9 protein-coding genes and 2 pseudogenes are annotated in these 14,461 nt (G+C 57.1%); 9 read left to right on the top strand and 2 right to left on the bottom strand.

The window, feature by feature from the left end; translation table 11 throughout:
• Window positions 1–107 precede the first annotated feature (107 nt).
• The gene (locus tag BUS42_RS11375; RefSeq protein WP_074307013.1) at window positions 108–1,052 is read left to right on the top strand and encodes a DUF1559 domain-containing protein; all 945 of its coding nucleotides are present in this window, start codon (window positions 108–110) and stop codon (window positions 1,050–1,052) included.
• A 149-nt stretch (window positions 1,053–1,201) separates the two neighbouring features.
• Window positions 1,202–3,046: a glutamine--fructose-6-phosphate transaminase (isomerizing) gene (gene glmS, locus BUS42_RS11370; RefSeq protein WP_074310969.1), complete on the top strand. Its 1,845-nt coding sequence runs from the start codon at window positions 1,202–1,204 to the stop codon at window positions 3,044–3,046.
• A 215-nt stretch (window positions 3,047–3,261) separates the two neighbouring features.
• Here glmS and BUS42_RS11365 read toward each other — a convergent pair whose 3' ends face one another.
• Window positions 3,262–3,954 (bottom strand): adenylate kinase family protein, encoded by a 693-nt coding sequence (locus tag BUS42_RS11365; RefSeq protein WP_074307012.1) that lies wholly within the window; start codon window positions 3,952–3,954, stop codon window positions 3,262–3,264.
• A gap of 256 nt (window positions 3,955–4,210) precedes the next feature.
• Here BUS42_RS11365 and BUS42_RS11360 point away from each other — a divergent pair, with 256 nt between their 5' ends.
• Window positions 4,211–6,055 carry an ABC transporter permease gene (locus BUS42_RS11360; RefSeq protein ID WP_074307011.1) on the top strand — a complete coding sequence of 615 codons (1,845 nt, stop codon included), beginning with the start codon at window positions 4,211–4,213 and terminating at the stop codon, window positions 6,053–6,055.
• Between the two features lie 211 nt (window positions 6,056–6,266).
• Here BUS42_RS11360 and BUS42_RS45995 read toward each other — a convergent pair whose 3' ends face one another.
• Window positions 6,267–6,668, bottom strand: a complete 402-nt coding sequence (locus tag BUS42_RS45995; RefSeq protein WP_074307010.1) for a response regulator — start codon at window positions 6,666–6,668, stop codon at window positions 6,267–6,269.
• Window positions 6,669–7,067: 399 nt separating this feature from the next.
• On the opposite strand from BUS42_RS45995, the pseudogene BUS42_RS11350 reads away from it, so the two are divergent.
• From BUS42_RS11350 to BUS42_RS42675, 6 genes and pseudogenes are all read left to right on the top strand, one after another.
• Window positions 7,068–7,202, top strand: a pseudogene (locus BUS42_RS11350) (transposase); the annotation flags it as partial.
• A 497-nt stretch (window positions 7,203–7,699) separates the two neighbouring features.
• On the top strand, window positions 7,700–8,521 hold the full coding sequence (locus BUS42_RS11345) for a HEAT repeat domain-containing protein (protein WP_074307009.1): 822 nt from the start codon (window positions 7,700–7,702) through the stop codon (window positions 8,519–8,521).
• A 183-nt stretch (window positions 8,522–8,704) separates the two neighbouring features.
• A pseudogene (locus BUS42_RS11340) lies at window positions 8,705–9,106 on the top strand (transposase); the annotation flags it as partial.
• Window positions 9,107–10,888: 1,782 nt separating this feature from the next.
• On the top strand, window positions 10,889–11,707 hold the full coding sequence (locus BUS42_RS41850) for a cysteine peptidase family C39 domain-containing protein (RefSeq protein ID WP_083670147.1): 819 nt from the start codon (window positions 10,889–10,891) through the stop codon (window positions 11,705–11,707).
• A 6-nt stretch (window positions 11,708–11,713) separates the two neighbouring features.
• Window positions 11,714–13,006 (top strand): hypothetical protein, encoded by a 1,293-nt coding sequence (locus BUS42_RS42680; RefSeq protein ID WP_143206294.1) that lies wholly within the window; start codon window positions 11,714–11,716, stop codon window positions 13,004–13,006.
• Window positions 13,007–13,179: 173 nt separating this feature from the next.
• The gene (locus tag BUS42_RS42675) at window positions 13,180–14,346 is read left to right on the top strand and encodes a hypothetical protein (protein WP_143206293.1); all 1,167 of its coding nucleotides are present in this window, start codon (window positions 13,180–13,182) and stop codon (window positions 14,344–14,346) included.
• Window positions 14,347–14,461 lie beyond the last annotated feature (115 nt).

Here is a 14,461-nt window from a genome sequence, read left to right as displayed (position 1 = left end):
CTGACTGAAATGGATTTGGAAACGATCGCCATTCCGGACGCAGTCGGCCACCGTTCGCGACAGCGTTCCTTGATCGAACGACCCCTTCCCGAGGCTGGAGAGAGACGATGCGCCGACCGACTCGTAATCATCGGGGTTTCACGCTGATCGAACTGCTCGTGGTGATCGCGATCATCGCGGTGTTGATCGCCTTGCTGCTACCGGCCATCCAGGCGGCACGCGAGGCCGCCCGACGGTCGCAATGCGTCAACAACCTGATGCAGCTCAGCATTGCGCTACAGAACTACGAATCCGCGTTCGAGGTCCTTCCGCCGGGGGTCGTCAACCCCACCGGACCGATCCAGAATGTTGCCAAGGGCTATCATATCAGTTGGACCGTGCAGATCCTGCCGTTCATCGAACAGAAAAGCCTGTTCAAGCATATCGACTTCAAGACGGGTGCCTATGATGCAACCAATCTCACCGTACGGTCGATCACGGTCCGCTCGTTCCTCTGTCCCTCGGACGGAGGGGCCAGAGGGGGGGCGTTAACGAATGCAGCGGCGCCGAACAATTATGTCGCCTGTCACAATGGTGTGGAGGCGCCGATTGCTGCCAACAACAACGGGGTTTTCTACCTGAACAGCAGCGTACGCTATGAGGACATTCCCGACGGTAGCTCTCAAACGATTTTCTTGAGCGAAAAGCTCTTGAGCAATACCGATCTGGGGTGGATCTCCGGCACCTCCTCGACGCTCCGGAACACGGGGACTTCGCCCAACGGCGTGAACCGAGGGCTGGCGAAGCTCCCGGTTCCCCCGGCAGGCCTGGAGGATGGGGCCGCGTCGGGAGGTGCCGATACCGCCGGAGCAGGGGCTGGAGCTGCCGGGGCCGCGGCTGAGGACAACCCGAGCCTGATCGTCGGTGGCTTTAGCAGCCGGCATTCCGGAGGCATCAATTGTGCATTCGGTGATGGTTCGGTTCGGTTCGTTAAGGACTCAGTCAGCGCGAAGGTCTTTGAATCGCTCGGGAACCGTGCCGATGGGGAATTGATCAGCGACGAAGAATATTGAGAGTTGAGAATTTGGTGGTTTTGTGGCCGATCCGAGCCGACATGGGCCGCGAAACCACACACCAGAATCTGACGGCGACTCGCCAAGGGCCGATACGTTATGATCGGGCATTAGGATTGCTCCCGGTCGTCTTGTCGCTGGAGGTGACTGTGTGTGGGATCGTCGGCTATACAGGAGTGCACGAGGCCAGCCCGGTCCTGGTGGCCGGCTTGCGTCGTCTGGAATACCGCGGCTACGATAGCGCGGGGGTTGCGATCGTCTCCGAGGGGCGGGTGGTCGTGCGCAAGCGCGCGGGCCGGGTTCGCACCCTTGAGGAGGCGCTCGATCAGGAGCCCGCGGCCGGGAGTTGCGGGATCAGCCATACGCGTTGGGCCACGCACGGGCCCGCCAACGACCGGAACGCGCATCCGCACATGGGCGGGAGGGCAGGGGCAGGGGCGGTGGCGGTCGTCCACAACGGGGTGATCGAGAACCACGCCACGCTGCGGGCCGAACTCACGGCCGACGGATTTACGTTTCTCAGTCAGACCGACACCGAGGTCATCGCCCACCTGATCGCCCGCGAGCTTGGAGACGGCGACGGCCTGTTCCAGGCGGTCCAACGCGCGTTGCCCCAACTGGAAGGGACCTACGGTCTGGCGGTCATCAGCGCTCGCTGCCCCGGCCAGGTCATTGGGGCCCGGTTGGGAAGTCCCCTCGTGATTGGACTGGGAGAGGGCGAGCACTTTCTGGCAAGCGATGCCTTGGCCATCGCGCCTCATACGGCGAAGGTCGCCTATCTCCAGGATGGCGAAGTGGTTCGGCTCGGTCCCGACGACTTCGAGATCCGTCATCGGGAACGCGGGTCGATCACCCCACGAATCGACCGGATCGATTGGAAGCCCGATGCGGTGGAGCTGGGCGGCCACGCCCACTACATGCTCAAGGAGATTCACGAGCAGCCCGAGACGGTCCACGATGCTTGTCGGGGCCGGCTCCGGCACGCGGAGGCCACCGCGCACTTCGGCGGCTTGAACATGACGCCGCGGCAACTCCGCCGGGTGCGCCGGGTTGTCTTTGCCGCCTGTGGAACGAGCTGGCACGCCGCGCTCGTGGGCGAGTACCTGATCGAGCGGCTGGCCCACCTCCCGGTCGAGGTCGAGTACGCCAGCGAGTTCCGCTACCGCAACGCACCGCTCGACGATCGGACGCTGGTGTTCGTCCTCAGCCAGTCGGGCGAGACCGCCGATACGCTCGGAGCGCTTCGGGAGTCGAAACGACAAGGACACCCCACGCTCGCGATCGTGAATACGGTGGGGAGCACGATTGCGCGCGAAGCGACCGGCGGAATTTTCCTCCATTGCGGCCCGGAGGTGGGGGTGGCCAGCACCAAGGCGTTCACCGCGCAGGTCGCCGTGCTCACGCTGTTGGCGATTCATCTGGGCCGGCTTCGTCACCTCTCCTTCACCGACGGCCTGGCCGCGATCGAGGCGATCGAGTCGATCCCCCGGGCACTTGGGGACGTCCTCGCCAAGTCCGAGCCGGCGATCCGCGCGGCGGCCGAGCGGATTGCGCCCGCGAAGAGCGTGCTTTACCTCGGCCGGGACTTGCACTTCCCCGTTGCGCTCGAAGGGGCCCTGAAGCTCAAGGAAATTAGCTACATCCACGCGGAGGGTTATCCGACGGCCGAGATGAAGCACGGCCCGATCGCCTTGGTCGACCGCGAGACGCCCTGCGTGTTCGTCGCTCCTCGCGGCGTGCTCCACGCCAAGACCTTGAGCAACGTCGAAGAAGTCCGCGCCCGCCATGGCACGATCATCGCGGTCGGGACCGAGGGGGACGAGTCGCTCGAATCCATCTCTGATATCTTCTTGCCGATCCCCGACGTTCCCGAGATCGTTCAGCCGTTGCTCGCGGTCGTTCCGCTCCAGCTCCTTGCCTACCAGGTGGCCTTGCTCCGCGGCTGTGATATCGACAAGCCGCGTAACCTGGCCAAGAGTGTCACCGTCGAATGATCGCGACGCGGGAGGAGGGGAGGTGGATCGGTCAACCGACGCATTCTGGAAGGCAGGAACTCGCCGGATTGCCTGGGCCTTTGAGGATGGTCCCCGACCGGGTTGTTGGGGATGGAAGTCGTGTCGGTTAGGCTTGAGCCTGCCGTCCTTTTGGGGACGGGCAGGCACAAATCCACCCGATCAGGCTTCGGGACGCCCCGAGGCTGACCCAGGCATCAACCCGGTTCGGAATCCGACGCATCGAGCCCGAGCACCCGGCAGGTCTCAGCGTACACTGCGTCGTAGGACTGCTCGCCGTTGACACTCCGGAACTGGTCCGGGGCATGATTCCGATAGTAGTCGAGGATCGGCAGTCCATGCTTGTTATAGATTTGCTGCCTCACCTCGATGACGTCGGCCGTATCGTCGGGCCGTTGCTCGAGTGCCGCGCCGTCGCGATCGCAACGCTCGGGGACTCGCGGCGGCTGGTTGACGAGGTGGTAGGTCGATCCGCAGACGGGGCAGACTCGCCGGCCCGTCATTCGCTTGACCGCGGCCTGATGACTCACGGCGATCTCGAGATAACAGTCGATCCGAAAATTCAAAGCGTGTTCAAATTTGGCAAGGATCGGCACTTGCCCCATGGTCCGGGGGAAGCCGTCGAACAGGAGTCGATCGGTCCCGGGAGCCTTGAGGGTTTGCTCGAGGAGTTCGCTGATCAGGGAGTCGGGGACGAGATTGCCCCCTTTGATGAGCTGTTCGGCGCGAACTCCGAGCGAGTCGCCTCTGCGGATCGCGTTGCGGAGCAGTTCCCCCGTGCGGATCAACTGGAACCCATGGTCAGCACCCAGTTGTTCGGCCAGACTACTCTTGCCGCTCCCGGGCCTGCCGAAAATCACCACGTGGCTTGGGGGGACCTTCCAGGACAAACGACCACCTCCTCACGACCTTGTTGGGATTCAAAACCAGACGCTGCGCTGCATCCGTTATACGAATTCGACGACTCGAGGCCAATCCCGCCACCGGCCTGAGCCTTTGCTCGTTGAGGATCCCGGTCCGTTGGGGACGGGGCGAGAGCCGGGGCTGGGGCTAGGACGATTTGCTGTTGCTCGACTCACGATGCTGGCGTTGACCCCTCTTCGGAAAGGGGCGGCGTGACGACACCAGACCGCCAGGATTCTGTGCATGCTTCCCGGACCTGTCTTCAATGCCGAGCTGCTGACCACCGCGCGGCGGACGCGCTACTTTGTCGTGCGCTTCATCTACGGTGCGATTCTCCTCTATTTCATCTGGCGGAACGATCCCGACCATGGGGCCTGGGGCTTCCGGAGGACTGCGGGCGAGCTTTCGATTCGGGAAATGGCTCGGCTCGGCTGGGCCCTGTTCCTCACGATCCTGATCGTCCAGTCGGTCGCGGTCCTGTTGTTGACACCGACCCTGGTGGCGGGGGTGATCGCCGAGGAGCGGCAGCGGAAAACGCTGCACTACCTGCTGGCGAGCCGGCTCTCGAGCGGAGAGATCATCCTCGGGAAGCTCGCGGCGCGAATGCTTCACCTGGGAGTGTTCGTGGCCATCGGCCTGCCGATCACCAGCTTGTTGAGCCTGTTCGGCGGCGTGGATCCGAATCTTGTTTTGCTGAGCTTCGCCGTGACAGCGACGACCGCGTTTTTCCTCGCCGCCCTTTCGATCCTCGTCTCAACGCACGCGCGTCGGCCACGCGAAGCGATCTCTCTCGTTTATTTGCTTGAATTTTGCTGGTTGTTCGGGCCGACTTTCATTCAGATTTTGATGCCGATGGGCGGACCTCGGTGGGTGCAGCTCTACGAATGGATTAAGCCGATCAACGAGTGGATTGCGCCCACAAGTCCGTTCGCGTTTGCTCGGGGCGGCGCTTTGAATGCGAGCGCAATACTCGATCTTTTTGGCTGGATGATGGGGTTGCAGGCCGCCTATGGAATCCTGTTCGTCGTAATCGCCTTATTGCGGTTGCGAGGAATCAATCGGCGGGATGGAGAGGGACGTCTTACGGCACGGTTTGCGGCTTTTCGTCACGGTCGACGGTTGTTGCCTCGGCCCGAGTGCGGTGACGATGCGATGATGTGGAAAGAACGGTACGTTTCGCGCACCAATCTGGTCACGAAGATTGCCGTCATCGTGATCGTGTTTGCCGTCCTCTGTGGCCTTGGCTATTTGACCTACGACTTCGGAAAACCCGCGTTCGTGGAACTGGCTGCGAACGGCTATGGCCCTTTCCACAGCGACCCGGCTCGACGCGAGTTCAATGGGTACCTTCGTGTTGTCTGCACCTTGATGTACGTCCTTTTGGCCATGGCGGTTGCCAGTTCGGCATCGAGTGGTCTGACCAGCGAGCGCGAGGAAGACACCTGGATTAGCCTGGTCGCAACGCCGCTGGACGGCCTGGAGATCATTCGTGCCAAGATGGTCGGGGCACTCTGGGCCCAGCGATGGCTGGTGGGAGTGCTGGTCCTCCACTGGCTCATCGGGCTTGCGGCCGGATCGATCCATCCGCTCGGCGTTTTGGCGGTGGCGCTGGAGACCATGGTTTACCTCTGGTTTGCCGTGGCCCTGGGCACCTACTACTCTTTGCGGTCCAAGACGTCGGCCCGCGCTCTGGTCGCGACGATCGGCACCATGATCCTGGTCAACGGAGCGTACTTGATGTGTTGCATTCCGTCGTGGACCTCGAATTGGCTGCAATCCGTCGGAGTAACGCCGATGGTCGAGGCGATCTCCCTGTTCTCGTTCGCCGACTTCCGCGACCTCTCCCTCGGCAGGGTCCGAGGAAGAGGGTCGTGGGAGAGCGTCGAAATGATCGCGGCTGGGTTCGTTAGCGTCCTCTGCTATACCGTCGCCGCGCTGGTCTTGACGCTTCGGGCCCTGGATCGGTTCGACATTGAGGCGGGGCGACCGAGTCGGGAGGACGCGATCCCGCCCGCGACGCTGATGGCGTTTGACGACGTCAGTGAGGAAAAAGAGGTCGGCGATCGTCAGGATGAAATTCTGTCGTAGGCCGGCGATCGGAGCTTGGCGAGCCACGAGAATGGTGGTCTACGCAGGGAATTCGCAAACCCGACTCGTCGCGTCAGATCCGGTGGGCACGGTCCCTCATCTTCGTCATTGCTTTGAGCGGTCCGGCGGAAGGCGGACCGAACAAAGCAATGTGTCGCGGAAACGCGATTGCAACTCAGAAACGTCATGCGCACATTTTAAAATAATGCACTCATTGGCAGTCCCGCAGGGGTGACCGTTCATAGGGTTTGGACAGGTAGTCCTCGGCCCCTTGCTGGATGCAACGGACGACGGCCTGAATCTCGTCGAGCCCGGAGATCATGATGACCGGGATCTCGCGGAGCCGAGAGGCCCCCTTCATGCGTTCGAGGACCTCGTGGCCATTCATCTCGGGCATCATCAGGTCGAGGAGCACGAGGTCGAACGGCGTGCTCTCGAGCAGCCCCAACGCCTCACGTCCATCCCCCGCGGTGGTGGCGCGGTGACCGAGGCTCGCGACGAGGGCCCGGGTTGGTGGCCACGCGTCTGAAGGGGGTAAGGCGGGGAATCTGGAAAACCGATCGCGGTCAGGGACCAGGCGTCCATCTCCACTGGGTTTCCCAGACTTCCCCATTGAAGTGCCTGGCTATTCCTTGACGCTGGGGCTGAGCGCTCGCTCCGGGACCTTGGAGTGATCGCCCGGAAGGTGTCGTGCGGGAACAAGACCGAGCGGGGAAAGAGAGCCTGAGAGCGTTTGACGAGCCTGGCAGCGACCTGCCAGAAGCGCGGTCATGACTTCGTCTACTGGCTGGCCTGGTGCCTGCCCCTGAACGCCCCCGTCATACCCATCCCCCGGGCCCGCTAAATACGAACGACCCGCCAGTGATGTCTCATGATCCCCTCCCGAGGCGATCTGCCTCGGGCAGAGGATAGGGACAATGTCGAGAGCCCGCTGGGATCAGCGGGAAGGACGGGACTCCGACGCCATCCGGAGGAGGCGGATCAGGCAGAACTTGTCATTTGCGATTAGACCATTGAGCGGACGTTCGCCTGGCTGGGGCGGAATCGGCGACTGAGCAAGGACTATGAGCGGCAGCCGGAGTCAAGCGAAGCTCTAATCCATATCGCAATGATTCATCTCATGCTCCGGCGCCTTGAGACCAAGTAGCTATGGCTTTTCGTGCACCATTTCAGTCACCACCGGGGAGAGTGATGGCTGAGAACTCCGGCGCCACGTCCCGAACGCGAGCAAGCTCCCTTCAATGATACCGCGCCCTGACGAACCCATCCGGGCGCGGTATTCTGACATGCCCAACTCGGCCGTCGGGGATCGGGCGGGAGTGCCCGGCCGAGCATAGCGTGCGGCCTTGTTGCTTTGATCCGGCCGTATGTGAGCAAAACTCCGCCAGCCAGGGCGGTCGGCCCTGGCGGCTGGCCCGTCATAAACACATGACCGTCTCGGCGGCGATCGATATCCTCGGCAAGGACTTGCCACGGTTGAAGGTCGAGCGAGAAGGGTAAGAATCCTACCGACAAAAACTTCCGTTCCGTCCACTCTTGACGGCCACAGGTCCAGGTTCGAAAATGAGCCACCTTGGGACACGTGTAAGAGGCGTGGGCCGACCTTCGCCTCGACCGGCTCCTCCTTGGATTCAGGACCGAGCGATGCCCTGGGAGTTCCCCAAGCCCCGCCTCAGCCTCCGGATGCTGATCGTCCTGGTCGCTTTTTCGGCCATCGCGATCTGGGCCTGGCTCTTCTTCCTCAGCCCGACCCGGCGCTTCACCCGGCAATTACAGGCCCAGCAGCCGGCCTATCAGCGACGCGAGGCCGCGATGGGGCTCGGATATGGAATCCCGCCCTGGGAGTCCGGGGAAGCGATCGGCGTCCTACTCCGGGCGATGAACGATCCCAACCCCCGGGTGCGCGAATGCGTTGCGGCCGGTCTCGGTGCGCATGGGAGAAGAGCGGAGTCTGCCATTCCAAGTCTCGTTGCCCTCTTGAGTGACCAGGACTGGGGGGTCCGGTTCACGGCAGCCGCAGCTCTGGGGGCGGTGATCGGCCCGGATGGCGACGGCCACGATATCGCGATGCTCGTCTTGGCCCGCGCCCTACAGGACCAAAACGTCGAGGTCCGCCTCTCGGCCGCCCGGTCCCTGATCGATAACGGGGAATTCAAGGAATCCGCCGCGACGCTTGCCGTGATCATGGGGGGCACTGAGGATCACCTGCGCTCGCAAATCCGCCTGGTACGATCCCGTCTCGGCGCTAACACGAGGCTCCTGATCCCCGGCCTCGCCACCGCCCTGAGAGACAAGGATGTGCGAACCCGCAAGGGAGCGCTCGAACTCCTGCTCGAGATCGCCCCGCCATCGACGGTCAGGGCAGCCCTCCGAGTCGCTCGCCGGGAGGGTGACCCGGACATCCGGCAGTGGGCTTCGGAGAAATTAGAACGCCTGACGCCTGCCACGGATTCAGATCCCGAGTGAGTACAGTGATTCTGTTCAGATTTGGACGCTCGAGGAGGTGTGGTCGGCGGGCGGGATAGTGAGAATATTGAACATTTCGGGACGCCCCACCCTCAAGGCGTCTTCCAACAGCTCTGCCATCGGTTCCCCTCCTCCGGGCCACCAGAGTAGCTTAACTGGTGGTCCGAATTCTGGGGTCCACTATACAGCCGGTTCGTGCTCTCTTGGCGGCTGTCGAACACGCTCGACGGTCGGTTCTGCCTGGAGGCGTTGAATGCGGCGTTGGAGGGAGGACGCCCCGAGATCTTCAACACCGACCAGGGCGTGCAGTTCACGGCGCGGGCCTTCACCGGCCGGCTTGAGGCGGAAGGGATCGCCGTGAGCATGGACGGACGCGGGAGGGCGTTGGACAACGTGTTCGTCGAGCGGCTGTGGCGGTCTCTTAAATACGAGGACATTTATTTGAAAGCCTATCGCAGTGTCAGAGAGCTGGAAGCCGGCCTTGAAGGGTGGTTTGCGTTTTACAACCACGAGCGTTTGCACCAGAGCTTGGCCTATCGCACGCCCGCCGAGGTCTACCATGGGGCCGAACCGGTCGGGCCTTGAGAGGGGAGAGCGGGGTGGAGTCCCACGTTCGTTCCGGCCACCGATTGCGTGCCGAGCCGGTCGGGCCTTGAGAGGGGAGAGCGGGGCCGAAGCATAACTTAAAAACCGGGCCGAGTGGTCTGGACATTGGGGACCACTTCAGAAGCTGTGGGCGCCGATCTTGGTGACGATGCCGTCCTGTTTGGCCCGACGTCAAATCATTCGCCAGACGTAGGCAAAAGGGAACGGATTGTGGCCGGGATCGTAGCCGGTATTCGATGCGATGTTGCGTAGGCTAGCACGGCTGGAAAGGAGTTATCTGGCCGAATGTCGCCGACAAACGTTTGATTTGTATACGTTTGTTCCTATCGCCGTGTCATGGCCATTTACAAAATTCGACAGATCTCAAAAAAGAGATTGATTGGCTTCTCACGATACGCTAAGGTAAGCTCGCTCCTGCTGAGATTGCGTCTCAATCTTAATTGCCGATCTCGCTCCCACCGCGAACGGACGGAATCAGACGTTGGCCACCCGCGTTAACTGGGGATTATCTAAATGTCACAATTGTACGCGTAGTCCGTTCGTATTACTGTTAATGCGTATTTTTACGATTGTTATAAATGCAATTACTGATACGCTCAATTTCATCGTGTTGGACGTACGCGAGTGGTGCGTAAGCCGCACTGTCGTAACAGTATCCGCCAACTCGGCCTAGCCTTGCTCTCTTCGCGAGTTTAACGCTAAAGCGACTACCAACTGATAGGATCCAGTTCATCCACACACACTATCCGGATTTTGAACATTGGTTTCCTCAATTTTGGATATTCGCCCATGTTATCCTTAATCGACCTGTAATCTAATTCTCTGCGCGTTTGGCTTCGTTGGCCAAGCTGATCAGCCTCGGTTTTCTGACTGTCACTGAGAGGAGAAACGCGATGAGACACATCCTGTTTGCAGGTCTGACGATGGCTTCTCTTGCAATCACGGCATTTGCATCGTCGGCACCGGTCGGGCGTCTTGTTAGTCAAGATGAAGCAGCCGGCATACACGGGGCACAGTGTGTTTGGGTCAAGGATGGCGGCTTCAACTCGTGTGGCTCGACACATATTACGTGTCTGTCATGCGCATCCGGATACGGCTGGAGCGACGGCCTCAAAAACGCGCCAGATGGAGGAGATACTGATGATGCCCCAATCGTCCTCCTTTGTTCATGCGGAGGGTCATCCTACTACATCACGAACCCAAGCTGCGCATCCTCTCGGTAATCATTAAATGGTTGCAGGCAGCGACAATAAGGCGAAATGAAAACGCAAATCTGGGCGCGGGAGGCTCATAGGATTATCGGAAAATTCGGCGAAGCGAGGTGGATTGGTCGGTAGTTCAACAAAAACTACGACCAACCCATGAATATCAGAAATGAAGTATGCCAAGTCGAATCACGTTGCTTTGCTAATCCTATGCCGCAACCCCGTTCGCAACTTCAACAGAAGTCGTCGCTCGCCAGGTACCATTGGAGGTCCGGTCCGACTCAAGGAAGTCGGACCGGATCAGTCTTCGCAGCAATCTCAAATTGCGTGAATCGCACTAATAACCGCAGCATGACCAGCTGACGTTCCAACAAAACATGAATGAACTGCTGGAACGGAACTAAGTTTCGGCATGGATTGCATGCCCATAGGACGACTGACATGTCCAGACGGTTTTTGTTAAGGACTCTACTCGAGTAAGCTGGACTGTTGGGCATCAATACGGAAAAACTTGACAATTTTGCTTTGAACGAATGCGACAACACAAGGATTACATATGCCATTGTTGAAACACCTCAAGCAAACACAAATAAGACTGAATTCACGCCTCTCCAAGTTTGCCGATGCAACATGCGTGCATTTGATTGATTTGTCTGTATTGCGAAAGTTGACGCGTGCATGTATGGCAGTCGTCACGATCACGCTTGTTTTCTTTACAAGGCCCGTGTTTTCACAACACGGAGCCCCCTTTAGAGATGCCCAAGGCCATATCCGCAATCAAAAATTCGATGATGATCCCGATGTTCGCGAACAGCTCGGAAAACCAATGGCTTACAACCCAGACCCAAAAATAATTACTCCGGACTATCTCCGACTGGAAAAGCCTCTCCAGGAAGCTGTTCGATGCGGGCCGAATGCATTGTATGTGCTTTTGCGCACATATTCAATCCATGCATTGTATTCAAAAGTGCTTAGTGCCTGCCGCCTCACTGAGAAGGGCACAACAATGGAAACATTATCTTCAACGGCAAATCGCTTCGGTCTTAAATGCTCCATACGTCAAATGACGCCTGAGCAACTCTCTACACTCACAGTGCCAGTTATTGTCCATATGTACCGATTGCCGGATCGTCCAGGGGGCGCAGACGATCATTTTACCGTTTTCTTTGGAAAAGCCGACGATTCGTACCGTGTGATCGATACAAGAGATGGGACAGAGATCGCCATTCCAAAGGGGAGTTTCGTGAGAAGCTTTTCGGGATATTGCCTTGTTCCCGACTCTCCAACATCCATAAACAGTTTTTTTGTATGCTCTGTTGTTGCATTACTATTGATTACATGGGCAAATATCTACTTTATATCGAAAGCAAGGTGATATGCCATGATTACTTTGTTGGACAGGGTAAAATGTTTTGCACGCACGTATGCCGTGCTTCTTGGTTGTGTATTCGTCGCGACTAGCATCGCGCTTCTGTTTGCTCTGAGAAATCATGAGAGGTCGCGTCAACAATCGCTATCCTTCAAAACGCCCGACACTATTGTTCGCATTCGCGAACGACCGCTTCAAGCAATCGTTTATCCATTCGCTTTTTCTCGTTCGATCACTCCCGCAGCCTTGGAACGCGCAATGAACGTCGCGCGACCTCGATTCAAGTTAAAACGACTTCCAGTTCCATTGGTCTTACACGCACTACGCCTTTGGGGATCGAACACTAAATGTCAAGTTTTGACAGTTGACAGCAATAAGCCGTCATGGACTGATGGCCCGAAACTTGCGGACATCTTATTGAACGACAAATCGTTTGTAGGAAATTCATCATATGTGATGCAGCATTATTTAGAAAGAAGTCGTTGGGGTATCCAAGTCGCAACCGATGCTGAACTCCGAGAATCAGGCGCTAGAGCAGCGTCTCATGTCGGAAAGTTTCACGATACCATGGCTCGAATTGGCATGTCGTCTTCAACACGTCTTTACTTGCACGACGGAACAACGGCAACACTCGGCGATGCTATCGTTGACGAGGCAGTGCGATATCATGTCGATGGTGAGATTGAATGGAGTTCACAGGCATTGTTTAGCTATGTCAGTTCTTCGAGATGGGTCGACCGCTACGGTCAAGTTGTCGATAAGGAGAGAATTGTTCTTAATCTTCTGGATAAAGATCTTGGCACTGGGAGCTGTCATGGAATGCATGTGCCTATGGCACTTGCAACGGCGCTAAATATTCATGGCCAGATGCCATTCTTGTCCTCTTCGACAGTAAATTTGGTTCGATCCCGATTGCAGTCGTACGCTCGTCTGCTCGAATCGTCCCAAGACAATGATGGATCATGGAAACCTCTTTGGTATGCGAAGAATTCTTCAACGGATCATGGAGGCGTATACAAACACCCCTTGGTGCGTCAGCTCGACGTTGTAGGGCATCATATGGAGTGGCTGATTATTTGCCCTCCTGAGTTACGGCCTCACGATCACGTGCTTAATCGCAGTGTTATGTTTATAATTAATCGTATGCCAGAAATTGATGATACCGTTTTGAACGATTGGCATCATTATCTGCCGATCAGCCATGCTGCCCGGGTACTTCGTGTCGCTTTTATCGATGTCATGTGCAAATCCGGAACCGATCTTGTTAAGTTAGACGCGTCCCTTCTGGGAAGTGCTAAAGAATAGGCTCTGCTTGCGGACCTAGGGTCAAAAATATTCGGGTGGTGGTCACTCGATTGTACTTCGGTTCAATTGCAATATGCCTACGAATGGTGAGTGACCAAGGGCGGTTGCCATCCTCAACATCCATCAAAACGCGGTTATTCGGTTGAATAATGCGTTTTAGAAAGAGTACGTTTATGACGGGGTTTCGCTATTGTTTGCAACGGGTTTTTCACGCTCAAACCATGTTTTTCATGATGCTAGCGTTTGCCGTTGGCGCCGATGAAAACGCGACTCGTCAAGGAGAGAGATCACGTCCTGCGACATTGTCGCTCGAGGAGATTTTGCTAGGCATGGATGCACATGCTGCCAAAGTGAACGATATGCCATTCTGGGAGTTAATTTACGACCACGAGAGGCATTATACAAATCCGCTACCGCAGTATGCTGGCTATTATCCAAAGCTCCGAATTACGAATGCTAAATCCCGAGACAAGCTATTCCTGAAGAAAGAATATTATGATAAGCAAGCGACGGTTACTGCCATTTGGGCAGATGGGGTGTCAGTGGTCCACGAGGGGAGGGTAAGAACAATTACCCCTGACCTTTATGTGTCATTTGTTGAATTTTTTCTAATTACTGACGCAATGTTTATCGACATTTACGATAAACTGGAATTTAAGTCGCCAACAATGCGACAGATGCTAGGAACCGCGTCCCCATCGGAGGCGAAATTCTTTCTACTTCCACGAGAGATCCGTTATGATTTGGCTCACTATCGAATTCGGCCCAATCTCGAAACTATTGATGGGCATGAGTGCCACGTCCTGGAGTACCCAGGAAAGGATGTAGTTTGGGTTGACGCTGGAAGCGATTACATTGTGCTCCAACGTCATAATTTTCAATCACCCACTACTCTTCTCTATTCAATACAGAATCTTGGATACACGGAATATCGGCCTGGATTTTGGATACCCGCGAAAACGATCAAGCGAATCTATTTGAGTATCTACGATGATAGTGATGCCAAAGGACAAGAGCACAATGACGAGGTGAACACGTTGGTGTCGGTAAATACAAGTGGCGAGCGTACGATGCAAAGTTATTTTATGCCGCCAAAATTAAATGTAAGGGATATGGTTGATGATCAAGTTCGCGGTATGTCATATCGAATTCAACCTGATGGCGTCAAACATTTTGATGATGCTGCAAGTCGAATTGATAAAACAATGAGGATTTGTGTGCGCAGAACAGGTGCAAAATATTTGAAGGGTGCGTTTGTAGGAGCAGTATTGGTAGGAAATGTGCTGCTGGTTATTCGGCGCCAGCGACAGTCGACTGGAAGTTGGCATGCAACCGCATGATAAGCAGTGCATGGGAACGTCCGTCGGTTTGGTTGTCACGTTATGTTGGACTCGCGCATTCGATGATATTGGCAGACAGTGTTAATAATGCTTGCCGACATTCCCAATTCGTTTA

It is taken from the genome of Singulisphaera sp. GP187, assembly GCF_900129635.1.
GTDB lineage: Bacteria > Planctomycetota > Planctomycetia > Isosphaerales > Isosphaeraceae > Singulisphaera.
Note: the sequence above shows the minus strand (reverse complement) of the source record. Positions and strands in the feature narration are given on the sequence as shown.

What these genes read in the sequence shown, in the direction of transcription:
- BUS42_RS11360 (WP_074307011.1), top strand. Translation starts at nt 4,211, where the DNA reads ATGCTTCCCGGACCTGTCTTCAATGCCGAGCTGCTGACCACCGCGCGG.
- BUS42_RS42680 (WP_143206294.1), top strand. Translation starts at nt 11,714, where the DNA reads ATGATTACTTTGTTGGACAGGGTAAAATGTTTTGCACGCACGTATGCC.
- BUS42_RS45995 (WP_074307010.1), bottom strand. Translation starts at nt 6,668, where the DNA reads ATGGGGAAGTCTGGGAAACCCAGTGGAGATGGACGCCTGGTCCCTGAC.
- BUS42_RS11375 (WP_074307013.1), top strand. Translation starts at nt 108, where the DNA reads ATGCGCCGACCGACTCGTAATCATCGGGGTTTCACGCTGATCGAACTG.
- BUS42_RS41850 (WP_083670147.1), top strand. Translation starts at nt 10,889, where the DNA reads ATGCCATTGTTGAAACACCTCAAGCAAACACAAATAAGACTGAATTCA.
- BUS42_RS42675 (WP_143206293.1), top strand. Translation starts at nt 13,180, where the DNA reads ATGACGGGGTTTCGCTATTGTTTGCAACGGGTTTTTCACGCTCAAACC.
- BUS42_RS11345 (WP_074307009.1), top strand. Translation starts at nt 7,700, where the DNA reads ATGCCCTGGGAGTTCCCCAAGCCCCGCCTCAGCCTCCGGATGCTGATC.